18 protein-coding genes, 2 tRNA genes and 1 pseudogene are annotated in these 20,538 nt (G+C 65.9%); 6 read left to right on the forward strand and 15 right to left on the reverse strand.

Annotated elements, in window-relative coordinates:
- Window positions 1-122 precede the first annotated feature (122 nt).
- The 11 genes from AVME950_RS01175 to uvrB form a co-directional block, all read right to left on the reverse strand.
- Window positions 123-197 (reverse strand) — tRNA-Val (locus tag AVME950_RS01175).
- Between the two features lie 42 nt (window positions 198-239).
- Window positions 240-314 (reverse strand) — tRNA-Val (locus AVME950_RS01180).
- 25 nt (window positions 315-339) lie between these two features.
- Window positions 340-1,068, reverse strand: coding sequence for a DNA polymerase III subunit epsilon (gene dnaQ / locus AVME950_RS01185; protein ID WP_272569130.1), 729 nt, complete (start codon window positions 1,066-1,068; stop codon window positions 340-342).
- Complete coding sequence (gene fdx / locus AVME950_RS01190; protein WP_284412990.1) at window positions 1,068-1,406, reverse strand: ISC system 2Fe-2S type ferredoxin; 339 nt, start codon at window positions 1,404-1,406, stop codon at window positions 1,068-1,070. Before fdx ends, dnaQ begins: the two co-directional genes overlap by 1 nt.
- A gap of 16 nt (window positions 1,407-1,422) precedes the next feature.
- Window positions 1,423-3,294, reverse strand: a complete 1,872-nt coding sequence (gene hscA, locus AVME950_RS01195; protein WP_284428445.1) for a Fe-S protein assembly chaperone HscA — start codon at window positions 3,292-3,294, stop codon at window positions 1,423-1,425.
- Between the two features lie 81 nt (window positions 3,295-3,375).
- Window positions 3,376-3,894 carry a Fe-S protein assembly co-chaperone HscB gene (hscB, locus tag AVME950_RS01200; protein WP_284412986.1) on the reverse strand — a complete coding sequence of 173 codons (519 nt, stop codon included), beginning with the start codon at window positions 3,892-3,894 and terminating at the stop codon, window positions 3,376-3,378.
- Window positions 3,895-3,960: 66 nt separating this feature from the next.
- Window positions 3,961-4,284 carry an iron-sulfur cluster assembly protein IscA gene (iscA, locus tag AVME950_RS01205; protein WP_092739252.1) on the reverse strand — a complete coding sequence of 108 codons (324 nt, stop codon included), beginning with the start codon at window positions 4,282-4,284 and terminating at the stop codon, window positions 3,961-3,963.
- Between the two features lie 15 nt (window positions 4,285-4,299).
- Window positions 4,300-4,698 (reverse strand): Fe-S cluster assembly scaffold IscU, encoded by a 399-nt coding sequence (iscU, locus tag AVME950_RS01210; protein ID WP_272553075.1) that lies wholly within the window; start codon window positions 4,696-4,698, stop codon window positions 4,300-4,302.
- Between the two features lie 34 nt (window positions 4,699-4,732).
- A complete protein-coding gene (locus tag AVME950_RS01215; protein WP_284428446.1) occupies window positions 4,733-5,953 on the reverse strand; it encodes an IscS subfamily cysteine desulfurase in 1,221 nt (406 codons plus the stop codon).
- A gap of 86 nt (window positions 5,954-6,039) precedes the next feature.
- Window positions 6,040-6,576 (reverse strand): Fe-S cluster assembly transcriptional regulator IscR, encoded by a 537-nt coding sequence (iscR, locus tag AVME950_RS01220; RefSeq protein WP_092739258.1) that lies wholly within the window; start codon window positions 6,574-6,576, stop codon window positions 6,040-6,042.
- 251 nt (window positions 6,577-6,827) lie between these two features.
- Window positions 6,828-8,909, reverse strand: a complete 2,082-nt coding sequence (gene uvrB, locus AVME950_RS01225; RefSeq protein WP_284428447.1) for an excinuclease ABC subunit UvrB — start codon at window positions 8,907-8,909, stop codon at window positions 6,828-6,830.
- A 106-nt stretch (window positions 8,910-9,015) separates the two neighbouring features.
- Here uvrB and AVME950_RS01230 point away from each other — a divergent pair, with 106 nt between their 5' ends.
- The gene (locus tag AVME950_RS01230) at window positions 9,016-10,212 is read left to right on the forward strand and encodes an amino acid aminotransferase (RefSeq protein WP_284428448.1); all 1,197 of its coding nucleotides are present in this window, start codon (window positions 9,016-9,018) and stop codon (window positions 10,210-10,212) included.
- Window positions 10,213-10,324: 112 nt separating this feature from the next.
- Here the strand turns inward: AVME950_RS01230 and ygiD are convergent, their stop codons facing one another.
- Window positions 10,325-11,185 carry a 4,5-DOPA-extradiol-dioxygenase gene (ygiD, locus tag AVME950_RS01235; RefSeq protein WP_502869374.1) on the reverse strand — a complete coding sequence of 287 codons (861 nt, stop codon included), beginning with the start codon at window positions 11,183-11,185 and terminating at the stop codon, window positions 10,325-10,327.
- 218 nt (window positions 11,186-11,403) lie between these two features.
- Here ygiD and AVME950_RS01240 point away from each other — a divergent pair, with 218 nt between their 5' ends.
- The 4 genes from AVME950_RS01240 (at window position 11,404) to AVME950_RS01255 (ending at window position 16,405) form a co-directional block, all read left to right on the forward strand.
- On the forward strand, window positions 11,404-12,285 hold the full coding sequence (locus AVME950_RS01240; protein WP_284428449.1) for a CoA transferase: 882 nt from the start codon (window positions 11,404-11,406) through the stop codon (window positions 12,283-12,285).
- A 3-nt stretch (window positions 12,286-12,288) separates the two neighbouring features.
- On the forward strand, window positions 12,289-13,068 hold the full coding sequence (locus AVME950_RS01245; protein WP_284428450.1) for a cold shock and DUF1294 domain-containing protein: 780 nt from the start codon (window positions 12,289-12,291) through the stop codon (window positions 13,066-13,068).
- Window positions 13,069-13,240: 172 nt separating this feature from the next.
- A complete protein-coding gene (locus tag AVME950_RS01250) occupies window positions 13,241-13,657 on the forward strand; it encodes a hypothetical protein (protein ID WP_272569117.1) in 417 nt (138 codons plus the stop codon).
- 198 nt (window positions 13,658-13,855) lie between these two features.
- Window positions 13,856-16,405 carry an EAL domain-containing protein gene (locus AVME950_RS01255; RefSeq protein ID WP_284428451.1) on the forward strand — a complete coding sequence of 850 codons (2,550 nt, stop codon included), beginning with the start codon at window positions 13,856-13,858 and terminating at the stop codon, window positions 16,403-16,405.
- Here AVME950_RS01255 and AVME950_RS01260 read toward each other — a convergent pair.
- The 3 genes and pseudogenes from AVME950_RS01260 to azu all read right to left on the reverse strand — a co-directional run bounded on the left by AVME950_RS01260 (window position 16,358) and on the right by azu (window position 19,742).
- Window positions 16,358-18,781: pseudogene (locus AVME950_RS01260) on the reverse strand (YgiQ family radical SAM protein). The gene AVME950_RS01255 and the pseudogene AVME950_RS01260 overlap by 48 nt on opposite strands.
- A gap of 167 nt (window positions 18,782-18,948) precedes the next feature.
- Entirely contained in the window at window positions 18,949-19,158 is a 210-nt protein-coding gene (locus tag AVME950_RS01265; protein WP_284401284.1) for a hypothetical protein, read from the reverse strand.
- Window positions 19,159-19,289: 131 nt separating this feature from the next.
- Window positions 19,290-19,742 carry an azurin gene (gene azu / locus AVME950_RS01270; RefSeq protein WP_284412969.1) on the reverse strand — a complete coding sequence of 151 codons (453 nt, stop codon included), beginning with the start codon at window positions 19,740-19,742 and terminating at the stop codon, window positions 19,290-19,292.
- Window positions 19,743-19,928: 186 nt separating this feature from the next.
- Here azu and AVME950_RS01275 point away from each other — a divergent pair, with 186 nt between their 5' ends.
- Window positions 19,929-20,516, forward strand: a complete 588-nt coding sequence (locus tag AVME950_RS01275; protein ID WP_284428452.1) for an IMPACT family protein — start codon at window positions 19,929-19,931, stop codon at window positions 20,514-20,516.
- The last annotated feature ends 22 nt before the right edge of the window (window positions 20,517-20,538 follow it).

The following is a 20,538-nucleotide window of genomic DNA, read 5'->3' on the forward strand; positions in this document are numbered from 1 at the left end:
ACCATCGATTGTGGCCGAACGCAGCGCGCCGAACGCGTTGGCGGCGGGCATCCGGCGAGGCCCCATCCATCGCGAAGCAGGCAACAAAAAACCCCTGCAGACAAAGCCTGCAGGGGTTGATGTGGTGGGTGATACATGGATCGAACATGTGACCCCTGCCGTGTGAAGGCAGTGCTCTACCGCTGAGCTAATCACCCATTGAATCAGCCATGCGACGCACTTCTGGTTCAAAAAAACACTGGTGGGTGATACATGGATCGAACATGTGACCCCTGCCGTGTGAAGGCAGTGCTCTACCGCTGAGCTAATCACCCGTGTTGTCTTGCGACAAGCCCATGATTATTGCACAGCTTTTTCGACCGAAGACTCAATTCGCCAAATTGTTTTTCCACCACTGGCTTTGTCGATATGGGCCAGCGTCTCCTCGTGCAACGACAGTTCCTGTTCGCTGGCGGTGAGCACCTGCAAGACCAGCGCGCTCAGATCGATCGGCGCCACACGAATGCCGGATTTGGTGTCGCTCTCTTCGTCAGAGATCAGCAACGGGTCCTGCCCGCGCGTCAGGTTGATGTAGACGTCAGCCAGCAGTTCCGCATCCAGCAGCGCGCCGTGCAGCGTGCGGCCGGAATTGTCGACGCCCAGCCGGTCGCACAGGGCATCCAGCGAATTGCGCTTGCCAGGAAACATCTCCTTGGCCATCACCAGCGTGTCGGTCACGCTCTCGACGTACGTCTTGAAGCCGGGGCGGCCCGTCAGTTCCAGTTCCTTGTTGAGGAAGCCCACGTCGAAGGCTGCGTTGTGGATGATGATTTCCGCACCCTGCAGGTACTGCAGGATGTCGTCGGCCATCTCCGCAAACTTCGGCTTGTCCCGCAGGAATTCGTTGCTGATGCCGTGCACCTTGAGCGCGTCTTCATGGCTGTCGCGCCCTGGATTGAAATACAGGTGCAGGTTGTTGCCGGTGAGCTTGCGGTTCAGCAACTCCACGCATCCCAGTTCAATGATGCGGTCGCCGCCTTCGGCCGACAGGCCGGTGGTTTCCGTGTCCAGAACGATCTGACGCGACATCAGTGGTTCTCCTTGGCGTGGTTGATGGTGTACTTGGGGATCTCCACCGTCACGTCGCTCTGGGCAAGAATCGCCTGGCAACTCAGACGCGACTGTGGCTCCAGGCCCCAGGCGCGGTCGAGCAGGTCCTCTTCTTCCTCTTCGGCCTCATTGAGGGACCCTCCCCCGGCACGCACGATCACATGGCAGGTCGTGCAGGCACAACTCATGTCACACGCATGCTCGATCTTGATGCCGTTGTCGAGCAAGGCTTCGCAGATCGAGGTACCGGAAGGCGCTGTGATGTCGGCGCCCGCAGGGCAGTACTCGGGATGGGGCAGTATTTTGATGACGGGCATGGGGCTGGATCGTCGTTTAAAGGGTTTGCACGTTCTTGCCGCCAAGGGCCTGCTGGATTCCGCGATTCATGCGGTGCGCCGCGAATGCCTCGGTCCCGTGGGCCAGGGCCTGGGTCGCCGCCTCGATCGCTGCCGCGTCGTCCAGTTCACGCGCCTGCTGCAAGGCCAGCATCAGTGCTTCAATGGTTTCGCGTTCGTCGGTTTCGAGCAGATCGGCATCGGCATCCAGCGCACTGCGGGTGGCCATCAACATGCGATCGGCATCCACCCGCGCTTCGACCAGCGACCGCGCCCGCATGTCCTGCGCGGCCGTTGCAAAGCCTTCTTGCAGCATGCGTGCAATGTGGTCGTCCGACAGGCCGTAGGAAGGCTTGACGTCGACGCGCGCTTCGATGCCACTGCCCTGCTCTTTCGCGCTCACGTTGAGCAGGCCATCGGCATCGACGGTGAACGTGACCCGGATCCTGGCCGCGCCTGCAGCCATCGGTGGAATGCCGCGCAGCTCGAACCGCGCCAAGCTCCGGCAATCCGCCACCAAATCGCGTTCGCCTTGCACCACATGAATGGCCAGGGCGGTCTGGCCGTCCTTGTACGTGGTGAAGTCCTGCGCCTTGGCGGTGGGAATGGTTTCGTTGCGAGACACGATGCGCTCGACCAGTCCGCCCATGGTTTCGATGCCGAGCGACAAAGGAATCACGTCCAGCAGCAGCATGTCGCCCGATGGATTGTTGCCCGCCAACTGGTTGGCCTGAAGGGCGGCACCCAGTGCGACGACCTCGTCCGGATTCAGGTTGTTCAGTGGTTCCGTTCCGAAGAACGCTTGCACTGCGCGCTGCACTTGCGGCATGCGCGTGGAGCCACCCACCATGACCACGCCTTGCACCTCTTCGGGAGAGAGCTGCGCATCGCGAAGGGTGCGGCGCGCCGCCGCAATTGAACGCTGGGTGAGTGGCGCCGTGGCCGCTTCCAGATCGGCCCGGTGCACGGCGACGTCAATGCTCGCGCCCGATACCTCGGCAACGAAGGCTGCAGTATCGGCAGCGCTGAGCGCCTCTTTGCATGCGCGGGCGGCCAACCGAACGGCGGCCTTGTCTCGGGCGGTGGCAGCCACCAGGCCCTGCTGCTGAAGCACCCAGTCGGCCAGCGCCGCGTCGTAGTCGTCGCCACCCAGAGCCGAGTCGCCTCCCGTGGCGATCACTTCGAACACCCCTTGGGTCAGCCGCAGGATCGACACATCGAACGTACCCCCACCGAGGTCATACACCGCATAGACGCCTTCGCTGGCATTGTCGAGGCCGTAGGCAATGGCGGCGGCAGTCGGCTCGTTGATGAGCCGCAGCAGATTCAAGCCCGCCAAACGCGCTGCGTCCTTGGTGGCTTGGCGCTGCGCATCATCGAAATAAGCCGGGACGGTGATGACCGCACCGAAAATCTCGTCGTCGAAACTGTCTTCGGCACGGAAGCGCAATGTCGCCAGGATCTCCGCGCTGACCTCCACCGCCGACTTGGCGCCGTCCACGGTTTTCAGAGAGACCATGCCACCGCCGCCTTCATCCTGCGCTTCGACAAAGTCGTAGGGGAGCTTTTCGGGATGGGCAATATCCTGCAGGCTGCGCCCCATGAACCGCTTGGCTGAGGCAATGGTATTGCCCGCGTCCTGCGCCTGGGCTGCCACCGCTTCGTAGCCGATCTGGCGACGGCCTTCTGCCAAGTAGCGAACGACAGACGGCAGCAACACACGACCCTGGTTGTCGGGGAGGCACTCGGCCACGCCGTTGCGCACAGCCGCCACCAGGGAATGGGTGGTGCCCAAATCGATGCCCACGGCAATGCGCCGCTGGTGCGGATCGGGGGATTGGCCGGGTTCTGAAATCTGCAAAAGCGCCATGGGGTATTTTTCTAGGTGGGAGGCGGCATGCACTGGCTGCCGCATCCATTCGATCGATCAATCAATCAATAAAGGCAGGCGCTATTGTCCCAGTGCGTCTCTGCGGCGGTCGATATCGTCGGCAAATCGCGCAATGAACATGAGGGCTCTGACTTCGTTCGCGGCGGCAGCGTAGTCGCGCTGCCCATCCAAAAGCTGTTCGCACCGCTGCAGGGCCGTAGCGCGCGCGTCTCGAACGGCCTGGTCCAGCGCATCGAACGAAGAGGGATCCGCCGCGTCGTCAAGCGCCTCGCGCCATTCCATCTGCTGCATCAGAAAATCAGTGGGCATGGCCGTGTTGTCTTCGGCCCGGATCGACGCGCCGCCCAGTTCGCACAAATAGGCCGCGCGCTTGAGGGGGTCCTTGATGCGTTGGTATGCCTCGTTGATGCGCACCGACCATTGCATTGCCAGGCGTTGCGCCGAGGGGCCATGCATGGCAAATCGATCAGGATGGGCTTCGCGCTGCAACTCTTTCCAACGGGCATCCAGGGCCGGGCGATCCTGCGCGAATTGGCGTGGCACGCCGAAGAGTTCGAAGTCGTCGGATTGAAGGTTCATGTCAAGAAAAAAACCGCCAGCACGGAACGCGTTGGCGGTTCACTGCAACCAGCGTGGATGGAAAGGTCAAACCCGGAAGCTCTCTCCGCAGCCACACCGGTCGCGCTCGTTGGGATTGTTGAATTTGAAGCCTTCGTTCAACCCCTCGCGCACGAAATCCAGCTGGGTGCCATCGATGTAGGCCAGGCTCTTGGGATCGATGAGCACCTTCACGCCATGGTCTTCGAACACCATGTCTTCCGGACCCTGCTCGTCCACATATTCCAGCTTGTAAGCCAAGCCGGAGCAACCCGTCGTCTTCACGCCCAGCCGAACCCCGACGCCCTTGCCGCGACGGGAGAGATAGCGGCTCACATGTCGGGCCGCAGCTTCGGTCAATGTGATCGCCATGTCACCTCGCCCCGTTCAGGCAGCGGCCATAGCGGTGTGCTTGGCCTTGTAGTCTTGCACGGCCGCCTTGATTGCGTCTTCCGCCAGGATGGAACAATGGATCTTGACCGGAGGCAAGGCCAGTTCCTGCGCAATTTCCGCATTCTTGAGGGCAGCCGCCTCATCCAGCGTCTTGCCTTTCACCCATTCCGTGACCAGGGACGACGATGCAATCGCCGAACCGCAGCCATACGTCTTGAAGCGGGCATCTTCGATCACACCGGTTTCGGGGTTGACCTTGATCTGCAGCTTCATCACGTCGCCGCACGCCGGTGCGCCCACCATGCCGGTGCCCACCGAATCGTCGCCCTTGTCGAACGAGCCCACATTGCGGGGGTTCTCGTAATGGTCGATCACTTTGTCTGAATAAGCCATGATGTTTACCTCTTGAATCTGCTGACCGACGCCATCAATGGGCGGCCCACTGGATGGCGCTGATGTCAACGCCGTCCTTGTACATTTCCCACAAAGGGCTCAACTCGCGCAGCTTGGCCACGTTGTGTCGGATGGTGGATACCGCGTAGTCGATCTCTTCTTCTGTGGTGAAGCGGCCGATCGTCATGCGCAGGCTGCTGTGTGCCAGCTCGTCGCTGCGGCCCAGAGCGCGCAGTACGTAGCTGGGTTCCAGGCTGGCGGAAGTGCAGGCAGAGCCCGACGACACGGCCAGGCCCTTGATGCCCATGATCAGCGACTCGCCTTCGACGTAGTTGAAGCTGATGTTCAGGTTGTGCGGCACACGGCGCTCCATGTCGCCATTCACGAATACCTGCTCGATGTCGTGCAAACCATCGAGCAGGCGCTTTTGCAGTGCCTTGGCTTTTGCCAGATCCTGCGCCATCTCTTCGCGGGCGATGCGGAAAGCCTCGCCCATGCCCACGATCTGATGGGTCGGCAATGTGCCGGAACGCATCCCGCGCTCATGCCCGCCGCCATGCATCTGCGCCTCCAGCCGCACGCGGGGCTTGCGCCGCACATACAGCGCGCCAATGCCCTTGGGGCCATATGTCTTGTGGGAGGCCAGGCTCATCAGATCGACAGGCAGCATCGAAAGATCGATGTCCACCTTGCCCGTGGCTTGCGCAGCGTCCACGTGGAAGATGATGCCCTTTTCACGGCACAGGGCACCGATCGCCGGCAGGTCCTGGATCACCCCGATTTCGTTGTTCACGAACATGACGCTCAACAGGATGGTGTCTGGGCGAATGGCCGCCTTGAGCACCTCGAAATCGAGCAGGCCGTTTTCCTGCACGTCCAAGTAGGTGACTTCGAAGCCTTGGCGCTCCATCTCGCGCATGGTGTCCAGCACGGCCTTGTGCTCGGTCTTCACCGTGATCAGGTGCTTGCCCTTGCCTTTGTAGAACTGCCCTGCACCCTTGATGGCCAGGTTGTTGGACTCGGTGGCGCCGCTCGTCCAGACGATCTCACGCGGGTCCGCATTGATCAGGCGAGCAACTTCCACACGGGCTTTTTCAACGGCTTCTTCCGCCTCCCAACCCCAGGCGTGGCTCCGTGAAGCCGGGTTGCCGAAATGCTCGCGCAACCATGGAATCATGGCATCCACGACCCTCGGGTCCACTGGCGTGGTGGCACCGTAGTCGAGATAGATGGGAAAGTGGGGGGTCATGTCCATGGCTGGCTCAGTAAGGGGTCTGGCTGGCGAGAGTCAGAAGTCAAAATCCGGCGTATGCGACTGCCCGGCCAAAGCCGGGCATCCACTCACGACTTGGCGAACACGTTGCCCAACGCGAAAACCGAGTTGGGCGCATTGACGCGAATCGGCTTCACGACCGGCGTTGTCGAGATGGCACGGCGCACGACGGGCTTGTCTTCGATCTGAACGCCCTTGGCCAATTGGTCGTCCACCAGCTTCTGAAGCGTGACCGAGTCCAGAAACTCGACCATGCGCTGGTTGAGCGACGCCCACAGTTCATGCGTCATGCAACGGCCGGCTTCGCCCAGGCAATTTTCCTTGCCACCGCACTGGGTGGCATCAATGGGCTCATCCACCGAGACGATGATGTCCGCCACGGTGATGTCCGCCGCCTTGCGGGCCAGCGTGTAGCCGCCGCCGGGGCCACGGGTGGATTCGACCAATTCATGCCGGCGCAACTTGCCGAAAAGCTGCTCCAGGTAGGAGAGTGAAATTTGTTGCCGCTGGCTGATTGCCGCCAAAGTGACGGGGCCATTGTTCTGGCGCAGGGCCAGATCGATCATGGCAGTGACCGCAAAACGGCCTTTGGTAGTGAGACGCATCGCAAGCTCCTTGTCGTCAGGCTTGTCCGTTATAGAAACGCCCCGAGGCAACATGATTGCCGCCTGAGGCACCGTCTCCGCCCCTAACTCCGTGCACCTCTCGCATGAAAGCGAAGAGACTTTGGGAGCCCTTCATCGTTGGGCTGTTTTGTTGAGTGTTTCACCCAAGTATAGCACAAATCCCTATTGTTTTTGTCGGGTAACAAAACCCATCAGTCACCTTTCCTCCCCAACCGTCGCCAACTTGGCCGTTACAGCGCCACTTGGTCGCCCCCGGAGGCCCCGAACGCCTGCGATTTCAATTGACCCAACTGGTCCCGCACACGGGCGGCATGTTCGAATTCGAGGTTGCGGGCATGCTCCAGCATGAGCTTTTCCAGCCGCTTGATTTCCCGGGCCACATCCTTTTCGGACATGTCTTCCACCTGGGCACGGCGCATCGATTCCTGCTCCAGCCGTTCGGCGTCCTTGCCAGCCTTCTCGCTGTACACCCCATCGATCAGGTCTCTCACCTGCTTGACGATGCTGCGGGGCGTGATTCCCTTTTCCTCGTTGTGTGCGATCTGCTTGATGCGCCGGCGTTCCGTTTCGCCGATGGCTTTTTTCATGGACTCGGTCACCCGATCGGCGTACAGGATGGCCTTGCCGTTCAGATTGCGCGCGGCGCGCCCGATGGTCTGGATCAGGCTGCGCTCGGCCCGCAGGAAGCCTTCCTTGTCGGCGTCGAGGATCGCCACCAGCGAGACCTCGGGAATGTCGAGCCCCTCGCGCAGCAGGTTGATCCCCACCAGCACGTCAAAGGCGCCCAATCGCAGGTCGCGGATGATTTCCACGCGCTCGACCGTGTCGATGTCCGAGTGCAGGTAGCGCACCTTCACGCCGTTGTCGCTCAGGTAGTCGGTCAACTGCTCGGCCATCCGCTTGGTCAGCGTCGTGATGAGCACGCGCTCGGCCTTGTCCACGCGGATGCGAATCTCCTGCAGCACGTCGTCCACCTGATGGGTGGCGGGGCGCACTTCGACCTCGGGATCGATCAGCCCGGTGGGGCGTACCACCTGGTCCACCACCTGGCCGGAATGGGTCTTTTCGTAATCGGCCGGCGTGGCGGACACGAAGATCACCTGGCGCATGCGCGTCTCGAATTCCTCGAACTTGAGCGGGCGGTTGTCCAGTGCGGACGGCAGCCGGAAGCCGTACTCGACCAGCGTGGTCTTGCGCGAGCGGTCTCCGCTGTACATGGCGTTGAGCTGGCCGATCATCTGGTGGCTCTCGTCCAGGAACATGAGCGCATCGCTGGGCAGGTAGTCCGTGAGGGTGCTGGGCGGATCGCCCGGCGCAGCGCCCGACAGGTGGCGGGTGTAGTTCTCGATGCCCTTGCAGTGCCCCACTTCGCTGAGCATTTCCAGGTCGAACCGGGTGCGCTGCTCCAGGCGCTGCGCTTCCACCAGCTTGCCTTCGGACACGAACTGCCCCAGGCGCTCGGCCAGTTCGAGCTTGATGGTCTCCACCGCCGTCAGCACCTTGTCGCGCGGGGTCACGTAGTGGCTGCTCGGGTACACCGTGAAGCGCGGGATCTTCTGCTTGACGCGCCCGGTGAGCGGGTCGAACAGCTGCAGGCTTTCGATCTCGTCGTCGAACAGCTCGATGCGGATCGCCAGCTCGGAGTGCTCGGCCGGAAACACGTCGATGGTGTCGCCGCGCACGCGGAACTTGCCGCGGCTGAAGTCCTGCTCGTTGCGCTGGTACTGCATGCGGATGAGCTGCCCGATCACGTCGCGCTGGCTGAGCTTGTCGCCCACGCGCAGCGTCATCACCATGCGGTGGTAGCTTTCGGGCTCGCCGATGCCGTAGATCGCCGACACGGTGGCCACGATCACCACATCGCGCCGCTCCATCAGGCTCTTGGTGCACGACAGGCGCATCTGCTCGATGTGCTCGTTGATCGCGGAATCCTTCTCGATGAAGAGATCGCGCTGCGGCACATAGGCTTCGGGCTGGTAATAGTCGTAATAGCTTACGAAATATTCCACGGCGTTCTTCGGGAAGAACTCGCGGAACTCGCTATAGAGCTGGGCAGCCAGGGTCTTGTTGGGCGCGAAAACGATGGCCGGACGCCCCATCCGCGCGATCACGTTGGCCATGGTGAACGTCTTGCCGGAGCCCGTCACCCCCAGCAGGGTCTGGAAGACCTCGCCGTCCCTGACCCCTTCCACGAGCTTTTCGATGGCCTCGGGCTGGTCGCCCGCAGGGGGATAGGGCTGGTACAGCTCGAACGGCGAGTCCGCGAAGCTGACGAACTGGCCGGTCACGGGTTCGGTGATGACTGGGTGCATGGTGTGGGGGACTCGCTTGCATGGGCCGCTAAAATCGGCGGTTGACCCGAAAGCCTATCGCAGCTTGGGGCGCAACGTCAGTTTTCCAACCTCCAAGGACTATTCAATGTCTCTGTTCACCGCCGTCGAAATGGCCCCCCGCGACCCGATCCTGGGTCTGAATGAGCAATACAACGCGGACACCAACCCCCACAAGGTCAATCTGGGCGTGGGTGTGTATTTCGACGACAACGGCAAGCTGCCCCTGCTGCAATGTGTCCAGGCCGCCGAAAAGGCCATGATGGAAAAGCCCGCCGCCCGCGGCTACCTGCCCATCGACGGCATCGTGGCCTATGACAACGCGGTCAAGGCCCTGGTGTTCGGCGCGGACAGCGAGCCCGCCACCTCCGGCCGCGTGGCCACGGTGCAGGCCATCGGCGGCACGGGCGGCCTCAAGATCGGCGCCGACTTCCTGAAGAAGGTCAGCCCCGATGCGAAGGTGCTGATTTCCGATCCCAGCTGGGAAAACCACCGCGCGCTGTTCACCAACGCCGGCTTCACGGTCGATACCTACGCCTACTACGACGCGGCCAAGCGCGGCGTCAACTTCGAAGGCATGCTCGCCAGCCTGAACGCGGCCGCGGCCGGCACCATCGTCGTGCTGCATGCCTGCTGCCACAACCCCACCGGCTACGACATCACGGCGGAGCAGTGGGACCAGGTGATCGCGGTGGTCAAGGCCAAGGGCCTGACGCCCTTCCTGGACATGGCCTACCAAGGCTTCGGCCACGGCATCGCCGAAGACGGTGCGGTGATCGGCAAGTTCGTCGCCGCTGGCTTGAATTTCTTCGTGTCCACCTCGTTCAGCAAGAGCTTCAGCCTGTACGGCGAGCGCGTGGGCGGCCTGTCGGTGCTGTGCGCCGACAAGGAAGAAGCCGGCCGCGTGCTGAGCCAGCTCAAGATCGCCATCCGCACCAACTACTCCAACCCGCCCATCCACGGTGGCGCGGTGGTGGCGGCCGTGTTGGGCAACCCCGAGTTGCGCGCGCTGTGGGAAAAGGAACTGGGCGAGATGCGCGTGCGCATCAAGGCCATGCGCCAGAAGCTGGTCGACGGCCTGAAGGTCGCCGGCGTGAAGCAGGACATGTCGTTCATCACGCAGCAGATCGGCATGTTCAGCTACTCCGGCCTGTCCAAGGACCAGATGGTGCGCCTGCGCAGCGAGTTCGGCGTGTACGGCACCGACACCGGCCGCATGTGCGTGGCCGCGCTCAACAGCAAGAACATCGACTACGTCTGCCAGTCGATCGCCAAGGTGGTGTGACCCCCTGCCCCGGCCGCCAATAAAAACCGCCTTCGGGCGGTTTTTTATTAAGGGTGTTTCAGGCCGCCAGCAAAATATCTTCTAGGGCATACCGCTATAAATAATATAGCAATCAACCCCACAGCACCGACCGCATCGAGATCGAGGCCGACTGGTAGCCGGTGTTGAAGAAGCGCGGCATTTCGCGCGCATCGGCCGCGGCGGCGGCATACAGGAGCGGCAGGTAGTGCTCGTGGCTGGGGTGGGCCTGCTGCGCGACCGGGCCCAGCCGCTGAAAGTGCTGCAGCGCATCCAGCTCGCCCTGCTTGATCTGGTTCTGCACCACGGTGTCGAACTCCACCGCCCAGTCGTATGCCTCGGTGGGCGCCGTGCCCCGGCGGGTGACGCGCAGGTTGTGCACGATGTTGCCACTGCCCACGATGAGCACGCCGCGCTCGCGCAGCCTGCGCAGTTGCCGGCCCAGCGCATAGTGCTCAGCCGGCGGGCTGCCGTAGTCCATGCTGAGCTGCAGCACGGGGATGTCCGCCGCCGGGTACATGGGCTTGAGCACCGACCAGGTGCCATGGTCCAGGCCCCACTCGCCCGCATCCACCCCCAGCGGCTGGCCCGTGGCCGGCGACCGCAACTCGCCCGCCAGGCCCGCGGCGACCACCGGTGCGCCCGGCGCGGGGTACTGCTGGTCGAACAGCGCCTGTGGGAACCCACCGAAATCGTGAATGGTGCGCGGGACGGCCATGCCCGTCAGCTGCCACCCGCCCCGGGTGAGCCAGTGCGCCGAGATGCACAGGATCAACTGCGGCGGCGTGCCGCGCGTCCGCAACTCGGTGCCCATGGCCTGCCAGGCGCGGCGCCAGGCGTTGTCCTCGATGGCGTTCATCGGACTGCCGTGGCCCACGAACAGCACCGGCATGCGCGGCGAGGGCTTGAGCCGCTCCAGGGCGTTGGCCGTGGCAGCGCTGGACAAGGGCGACATGAGGAAAGCTCCTGGAAGGGTGGCGAAGCCGGCCAGGGCGGCCACGGACGTTCTGCGTTGCATGCGAAAGGGACGATGGAATGGGATTTTGTATAACCGCGGGGACGGAGCGGCACGGTGGGCCGAAGTTCCGGCCGGTTCGCCACGTTCCACGGCCGGCCCGGGCCATGCATTGTTCCACCCCGCGCCGCGCTTTCCATTCACCTCGCCTTCCGCCCATGACTGCACCTTCCCTGCTGCCCCTGCGTGGCGTCCGGCTCCTGAGCCTGGCGCTGAACCTGCCCGGCCCCGCCGCCCTGCTGCGCTGCCAGCGCCTGGGCGCCGAATGCACGAAGCTGGAGCCGCCACCGCCCGACGGCCATTCCAGCGCGGACCCGATGGCGATGTACAGCCCGCCCGCCTACGCGGCGATGCATGCCCAGGTCCGCGTGGTGCACGCCCACCTCAAGACGGATGCGGGCCAGGCCGTGCTGCAGGCGGAACTGGCGCGCACCGATGTGCTCATCACCTCGTTTCGGCCGTCGGCGCTGGCCAAGCTCGGGCTGGGCTGGGACGCGCTGCACGCGCGCCACCCCCGGCTGTCGATGGTTCGCATCGTGGGCGCGCCGGGCAGCCGCGCGGAAGAGCCGGGGCACGATCTCACCTACCTCGCCGATGCAGGGCTGGTCACCGGCACCACGCTGCCGCCCACGCTGTATGCCGACATGGGCGGCGCCCTCATGGCCAGCGAGGCCGTGCTGCAGGTGCAGTTGGCGCGCGCCGCGTCCGGCCAGGGCACGTGCATCGACGTGGCCCTGTCGGACGCCGCCGAGTGGCTGGCCCAGCCACGCGACTGGGGCCTGACCCTGCCGGATGGCGATGTGGGCGGCGCGCATGCGGGCTACCGGGTCTATTCGTGCGTCGACGGGCGGGTGGCGGTGGCGGCACTGGAGCCGCATTTCTTCGCGCGCCTGGCCCGGGCGGCAGGGTTGCCGCCAGAGGCCGATCCCCGGTCGCCCGGCACCCATGCCGCGATCGCAGCGTTCTTGCAGGTGCAGACGCGCGCCACGCTCGACGGGCTGGCCACGGGAGAGGACATCCCCCTGCACACGCTGGACTGAACGATGCAAAAGCAAGGCACGGTGCTGCGCTGGGACGCCACGCGCGGATTCGGCTTTCTGCGCAGCGGCGATACGGGCGTGGATGTGTTCTTTCATGTGCGGGACCTGCAGGGCCTGTCGGAGCCGCGGCCCGGCCTGGCCGTGGTGTACGAGGAAATCCACGTGGGCGGAAAAGGGCCGCGGGCGATGGCTGTGCGGGCCGCCCACGGGCCGTTTCAGGCGGGTGGAGGTCCTCAGCTGGTGGCGCGACGCGGGCCGCGCCCCCCGTCCCCGGCATCGGCCCCGCCCGCCCGGACTGATCCTGGCCGCGCACCGCCCCGGCAAACGCACCAGCGTGGGCCCGCCGGAGGCGCCCAGGCACGCGCCGCTGCGCCGCCACCGGCCCGGCGGCGCCCCCCTTCGCGCGATGCCCGCTCCGCGAACCATGGCGTGGCCTATGCGTGGATGGTCGCGTGGCTGGCGCTCGTGGCCTGGGGCGTCTGGACGCAGAGAATCTCCATGGGATGGCTGGCGGCCCTGGTGGCCGTCAACGTGGTGACCTTCGCCGTGTATGCCAGCGACAAGGACGCCGCACGCAGCGGGGGATGGCGCACCAGCGAGCAGCGGCTGCATCTGCTCGCCGTGCTGGGCGGCTGGCCGACCGCTTGGTGGGCACAGCAGTGGCTGCGGCACAAGTCGAGCAAGGCATCGTTCCGCGCGGTCTACTGGCTCACCGTCGCCGTGCACTGCGCCGCGCTGGCCGCGGTGCTGGCCCATCAGTCGGGCATATTGCTACGTTTTTAGTAGCGGCATGCCGGCGATTTCATTGCGCCGCAGGCCGTTTCGATGCCGGGTCTGCGCCAGTCCGGCAACGCCCGACTGGGACGCGTCCCACACGGCGGCCTTGCCCCGCCCTACAGCGCCGGCGTCCGGGCCCGGGCCCAATGGCCGCTGAATCCACAGCGAGAGGAACCCCATGAAGCCCTTTGTCCTCGACCCGGACATGACGTCCTCGGCCGGCACCTTCTACCCCACCGGCCATGTCTTCGCCCTCTTTCCCGACGAGGCCCACGCCCGCGATGCCGCCGAAGCCCTGGGGGCCGACGGCGAACGCACCGACATCTCCCACGCCACGCCGGACGCCATCCTGCAGCATGTGGTGCGAACGCTGGGCAATGCCGACACCCCCCTGCCCTCGGTGGGCGCGGAAGGCACCATCGTTCGCCGCATCTCCGACCTGGCCGCGGCCGGGCACCATGGCCTGCTGGTCAAGGTGGGTGACGACGACGACGCGGAAACCCTGCAGGCCGCGCTGGAGCCGCACGGCGCGCAAGCCGCCTTCTATTACCGCCGGCTCATCATCGAGGACCTGATCCCGCAGCCCGTGCCCTGACCGGGCGAGCAGCATGCACCGGACTGACCGGCAAGGCACCTTGGACTTTGGCGCCCCTGCCGATATAGTTCGCCATGGCCTGCCTCACCGCGTCGTCTGCCGGATGCGCCCCTCTCACGATGGGGGCGCCGGGCATGGCCTTCCCGCAGGGCTGGCGCCGCCCGCCACCGAACATCGGCATTCCTTCCTGGTGACTGCATGGACACGCCGACTCCCCTGCAAGGAAACCGTCGGCGCCCGTGGACGTCCGGCCTCACCGGGCCCTTCATTGCGATCCTGATCCTGCAGGCCGTCGTGGCCTCCGCCAGCCTGTACGTGCTGTCCACCGTGCGCGCGTTCGTCGCAGGCGAGAGCCAGTGGACCAAGGGCCAGAAGGACGCCATCCACCACCTGGGCCAATACGTCGCCACGGGCGAGGGGCGCTTGTACGAGCAGTTCCAGCAGGCCTTGCAGATTCCCCTGGCCGACCGGGAGGCACGGTTGCTCATCGAGGCCCCCGAGCCCGATCTGGCCGGCGCCCGCGACGCGTTCCTGCGCGGCGGCAACCACCCGAGCGACGTGACGGGGCTGATCTGGATGCTCCACCTGTTCCGGGACCACGACATCCTGCGCGAGCCCATCCGGCACTGGATGCTGGGCGACGAATACCTGCAGCGGCTGGACGCCCTGTCGCGCGAGATCCGTGCCGGCTATGTGGCCGGGGGCGTGACGCCCGACATGGTGCAGCGCTGGCAGCGTCAGGTCGATGAGATCGACGTCGGCGTCACGCCGGCCGCCACCGACTTCAGCGCGGCGATGGGCGACAGCTCGCGGCGCATCATGGGGTGGCTCCTGTGGCTGAACGTGGCCACGGTGCTTGCGCTGATCGCCCTGACCCTGGCGCACACCCGCCAGTTGATGGGACAACGCCGCCAGGTCGAGGCCACGCTGGAGGCCGAGCGCGAACAGGCGCATACCACCCTGGCGGCCATCGGCGACGGCATCGTCACCACCGATCTGCACGGCAACGTGCGCTACATGAACCCCGCCGCGGAAAGCCTGCTGGCCCGCGCCGGCCAGGACAGCCTTGGGATGCCGCTGGCGCAACTGCTGCACACGGGCCCCCCAGACGGCGCCAAGGCCACCGGCAGCGCCGAGCCACCCGCCACCCACGGCAGCAGCATCACCCAACTGCTCGAGCGCGCGCTGCACGGCACCGTCGGGCTGCACGACGAACACCCGCACCGCATCGTGCGGCCGGACGGCAGCACGGTGCCCGTCACTTTGGTGGGATCGCCGCTGATGAACCAGGGCCAGTTGGCCGGCGCCGTGCTGGTGCTGCACGACGTGACGCGCGAGCAGCAGTATCTGGAGCAGCTTGCGTGGCAGGCCAGCCACGACACGCTCACCGGCCTGGCGAACCGGCGCGAGTTCGAGCGGCGCCTGGGCCAGATGCTGGCGCGGCCGCGGTCCTCCGAGGTGGCGGGTGCGCTGCTGTACATCGATCTGGACCAGTTCAAGGTGATCAATGACACCTGCGGCCACCCCGCGGGCGACGAGATGCTGCGCGAGGTCTGCCGCATGTTGCAGCGCGGCCTGCGAGAGGGCGACACGCTGGCGCGGCTGGGCGGGGACGAGTTCGGTGTGCTGCTGCACGATTGCCCCCAGGAGGTGGCCGAGCGGATCGCCGAGCAGATCCGCCACCATGCGCAGGAGCTGCGGTTGCCCTGGGGTGCCCGCACCCTGCGCACGGGCCTGAGCATCGGTCTCGTGCACCTGACGGCCGACCTCACCAGCCTGCAGGAGGTGCTGCGCGTGGCCGACATGGCCTGCTACGGCGCCAAGGAGCGCGGGCGCAACACGGTCTATGTCTACCAGCCACAGGACGCGGCCATGTCGCGCCACCTGGACGACATGCACTGGGTGCAGCGCATTCGCCAGGCGCTGGAGCAGGACCGCTTCCAGCTCTACATGCAGGAGATCGCCCCGCTGCGGGCGCCGAACGACGGCGGCATTCATGTGGAGGTGCTGCTGCGCCTGCAGGGGGACGGCGGCCAGGCGATCTTCCCTGGCGAATTCGTGCCAGCCGCAGAGCGCTTCGGCCTCGCACAGGCCCTGGACCGGTGGGTGGTCGAGCACACCTTTGCCGCACTGGCCGAGCGCCGCCGGCAGCAGCCGCATGAGCGGCCCATCACGCTGTGCGCCATCAACCTGTCCGGCACCAGCGTGGGCGACGAGAGCCTGCTGGAGTACCTGCGCGACCAGATGGCCCGCTACGGCGTTCAGGCCAACCAGCTGTGCTTTGAGGTGACCGAGACCGCTGCCATCGCCCACCTGCCCAACGCGATCCGCCTGATCCGCGAGCTCAAGCAGCAGGGCTGCCATTTCGCGCTGGACGACTTTGGCGCGGGCATGTCTTCGTTCACCTATCTGCGGCATCTGCCGGTGGACTATCTCAAGATCGACGGCGCCCTGGTGCGCGACATGCTGGAGGACCCGGCCAACCGGGCGATGGTGGAGATGGTCAACCACATCGGCCACGTGATGGGCAAGCAGACGATCGCCGAGTTCGCCGAGACGCCGGCCATCGTGGAGGCGCTGCGCGCCATGGGCGTGGACCATGCACAGGGCCATGCCATCAGCCGCCCGGAGCCGATGCCACGGGCCGCCGTCCAGGGCACGCCCCCGGCGGGCGGGCCGGGCGCGGCGGCGCCGGAGGGCTCAGCGCCCCTTGCGGAACGTTTTACCGGAAGGGGTGCCGCCGGCTAGGCCGGCGCGGGGCGGCAGGCCGGTGTGCTGGGTCAGCATGCGGCCGACCACGGGCTGCTGCGCGGCCTTGTTGAACGCCACGCCCTTGGCCGGCGGTGCCTTGCGTTGTGGCGCCACCGGGGCCACGGTGCTGTTCTTTCGGCGCGCGCTCTGGTAGCTGCCGTCCGTCATCGGCTGGAAGGTCGGGATCAGGTGGTGCTTGCCGTTGCCGATCAGGTCGGCCCGGCCCATGGTCTTCAGCGCCTCGCGCAGCAGCGGCCAGTTGTTGGGATCGTGGTAGCGCAGGAAGGCCTTGTGCAGGCGCCGGCGCTTTTCGCCGCGCACGATGTCCACCGCCTCGCTGTCGCGGCCGATCTTGCGCAGCGGGTTCTTGCCCGAGTGGTACATGGCCGTGGCCGTGGCCATGGGGCTCGGGTAGAAGGTCTGCACCTGGTCGGCACGAAAGCCGTTCTTCTTGAGCCAGATGGCCAGGTGCATCATGTCCTCGTCGCTCGTGCCCGGGTGCGCGGCGATGAAGTACGGGATCAGGAACTGCTTCTTGCCCGCCTCTTCGCTGAACTGCTCGAACATCTGCTTGAACTTGTCATAGCTGCCGATGCCCGGCTTCATCATCTTGGTGAGCGGACCCTGCTCGGTGTGCTCGGGAGCGATCTTGAGGTAGCCGCCCACGTGGTGCTGCACCAGCTCCTTCACGTATTCGGGCGACTTCACGGCCAGGTCGTAGCGCAGGCCGGAGCCGATCAGGATCTTCTTGATGCCCTTGAGCGCGCGGCCGCGGCGGTAGATCTTGATGAGCGGGCCGTGGTCGGTCGTGAGGTTCTGGCAGATGCCCGGGTACACGCAACTGGGCTTGCGGCACGCGGCCTCGATCTCAGGGCTCTTGCAGCCCAGCCGGTACATGTTGGCCGTGGGGCCGCCTAAGTCGGAGATGGTGCCGGTGAAGCCGCTCACCTTGTCGCGGATGTCCTCGATCTCCTGGATGATGGAGTCCTCGGAGCGGCTCTGGATGATGCGGCCCTCGTGCTCGGTGATCGAGCAGAAGGTGCAGCCGCCGAAGCAGCCGCGCATGATGTTCACGCTGAAGCGGATCATCTCCCACGCCGGGATCTTGGTCACGCCGTCGTGGCTGCCGTTCTCGTCGGCGTAGCTCGGATGCGGGCCGCGCGCGTAGGGCAGATCGAACACGTAGTCCATCTCGGCCGTGGTCAGCGGGATGGGCGGCGGGTTGATCCACACATCGCGCGCCGTCGGGCCTTCGCCGTGGGCCTGCACCAGGGCACGGGCGTTGCCGGGGTTGGTCTCGAGATGCAGTACCCGGTTGGCGTGGGCGTAGAGCACCGGGTCGCTCCTGACCTGCTCGTAGCTGGGCAGGCGGATCACGCTGCGCTCGCGCGGCGGCACCTTGAGCTTGGCCTTGAGGTTCGGGTTGGCCACGAACAGCATCGGCTGGATGGCGGGGTTGGGCTCGGCGGATTTCGAGCCATTTTGCCCTTGCGCCCCAGTATCCATTGGCATGGATGCTATCGAATCAGGAGCATCCTACTTGCTGCAGGTGCTGCCTTGGGCGGCGGCCTGCTCGCTGGTCGTCATGTAGGGGTTGACGTGCGCCTCGACGCGGCCGGGCTCGTCCACGCTGGTGGAGTCGATCTCGAACCAGCCCTGGCCGGTTTCGTCGTCGGAGCGGCGCACGAAGGCGGTGCCGCGCACGTCGGTGATCTGCTCCACGGGCTCGCGCGCGGCCAGGCGGTGGGCCACTTCGACGAGCGCGCGTTCGGCGTTGCCGTACAGCAGCAGATCGCACTTGGCGTCCACCACGATGGAGCGGCGCACCTTGTCGCTCCAGTAGTCGTAGTGGGCGATCCGGCGCAGGCTGCCTTCGATGCCGCCCAGCACGATGGGCACGTCCTTGTAGGCCTCGCGGCAGCGCTGGCTGTACACGATGGCCGCGCGGTCGGGGCGCTTGCCGCCCACGTCGCCAGGAGTGTAGGCGTCGTCGCTGCGGATCTTCCGGTCGGCGGTGTACCGGTTGATCATGGAATCCATGTTGCCCGCCGTCACGCCCCAGAACAGGTTCGGGCGGCCCAGGGCCTTGAAGGCATCGGCGCTCTGCCAGTCGGGCTGGGCGATGATGCCCACGCGAAAGCCCTGCGCCTCCAGCGTGCGGCCGATCACGGCCATGCCGAAGCTGGGGTGGTCGACGTAGGCATCGCCCGTCACCAGGATCACGTCGCAGCTGTCCCAGCCGAGGCGCTCCATCTCGGTGCGGCTCATGGGCAGGAACGGGGCCGTGCCGAAGCGTTTCGCCCAATAGGGGCGATAGCTGGTCAGCGGCTTCGCGGCGCGCGCGAAAAAGGAAACGTCAACGGGGGCGTTCATGGAGGGCAAGGCGTGGGGAAGCCGCGATTTTAGGCTTTCGGGCCTTTCCTGTCGAAACCGAGGGCCAAGGCGCGTGCCCGCGCCCTGCGCCGCAGGGGGTCAGCCGCGGGTGGCGAGCGGCCTGGCGGCGGTCTCGGTGCGCGGCGTGGCGGGCCCCGATCGGCCCGTCACCATTCGCCGGAGGCACGCACCCGCTGGTCCAGATCCGGTGCGGGCGGCTCGCCGTAGGGCGAGTGCAGTTCGGTGGCTCTGGCGGTCCAGGCGGTAGGAATAGCGGCCAAGGCGCCCTCCTCCACGCGGCCCGGCCCGTTGGCACCGGCCAGGGCAGCGGGAAACACCATGGCGTTCATCACGTGGGTCAGCGCAGCGGCAAGCATGGCGGGTCCTTTTCATGCGGGGTTGCCGCCAGCGTATGGCGGCGGGGTGACTGTTTCGTGTCAACGAAAAAGGGCCCGCCGAAAAGGGAGCCCTTTGTGTGCCAACGGCCACACCGTCGGGAAGCGAAGGGTTATTTCGCCAGCGTCAGCGTGCCCTTCATCAGCGCGGAATGGCCGGGAAAGGAGCAGAAATAGGCATACGACTCGCCGGCCTTGAGCGCCTGGGTGGAGAACGTCACCGAATCGCTTTCGCCACCGCCCACGATCTTGGTGTGCGCGATCACCCGGGCATCCGCGTCCTTCACGTAGTTCTTGGCGGCCCCGGCGGCGATGCCATCCGTGGCCACGGCCTGCAGGTCGGCGGCCTTGCTCAGCACCCAGTTGTGGCCCATGGCGGTCTTCGGGAGCTTGCCCACGTGCTTGAGCTTGACGGTGAATTGCTTGCAGCTTTGCGGCACCGCGAGGGTCGCCTTGTTGAATTGCATCGCATCGTTGCCTTCGATCTCGGCCGTGCAGTCGGCGGCCCAGGTGGGGCCAGCCGCCAATACCAGGGCCAGCGCCGCGAATTTCCAGTGGTTTGCCATGAGGTCTTCCTTCTTCGTAAAACAGGTCCGTGTGCCTGGCGTTGCCGGGCTGCTCCATGCAGCCGGGCGAAGCAACAGCGCGATGCAGGGAGCGTATGCGCGGGGCGCCTGCAGCGCCTTGAGGTGCATCAAGCCTTGTGCCGAACGCCGTCCATGGAGCCGGCGTGCAGTTAAGCTCCGCCGCCCATGCCCTACACCGTGCGAACCCCCACCCACAGCGAACTGGTCATCAAGAAAAGCCGGTTCATCGGCTGCGTGCAGCCCATGGCGGACCGCGCGTCGGCCCAGGCCACCGTCGATGCGCTGTGGCAGCAGCACCCCGGTGCCGCGCACGTCTGCTGGGCGCTGCTGGCGGGCGGCCAGTCGGCCGCGGTGGACGACGGCGAACCCGGCGGCACCGCGGGCCGGCCGATGCTGGAGGTGCTGCGCCACCAGGACCTCGAAGGCGTGCTGGCCACCGTGGTGCGCTATTTCGGCGGCGTCAAGCTGGGTGCGGGCGGGCTGGTGCGGGCCTACACCGACACCATCGCGCAGGCGCTGCTGCCGGCCGAGAAGGTGCCGCTGCAGCGCATGGTGGTGCTGCAGTGCGAGGTGCCCTACGCCCTGGAGGGCCTGGTGCGCCGCGAGGTCGAGGCGGCCGGCGCCACGCTGGGCGAGGTGGCCCACGGCTCGCTGGTGGCCGTGCGCATCCAGTTGCCTCAGCCGCAGGAGGCGGCGTTCGTGCAGCGGCTGAACGACGCCTGCCAGGGCCGGATCGGCTGGATCGCGCCGTAGCGCCGCCATCGCCTGCGCCGAA

It is taken from the genome of Acidovorax sp. SUPP950, assembly GCF_030158935.1.
GTDB lineage: Bacteria > Pseudomonadota > Gammaproteobacteria > Burkholderiales > Burkholderiaceae_C > Paracidovorax.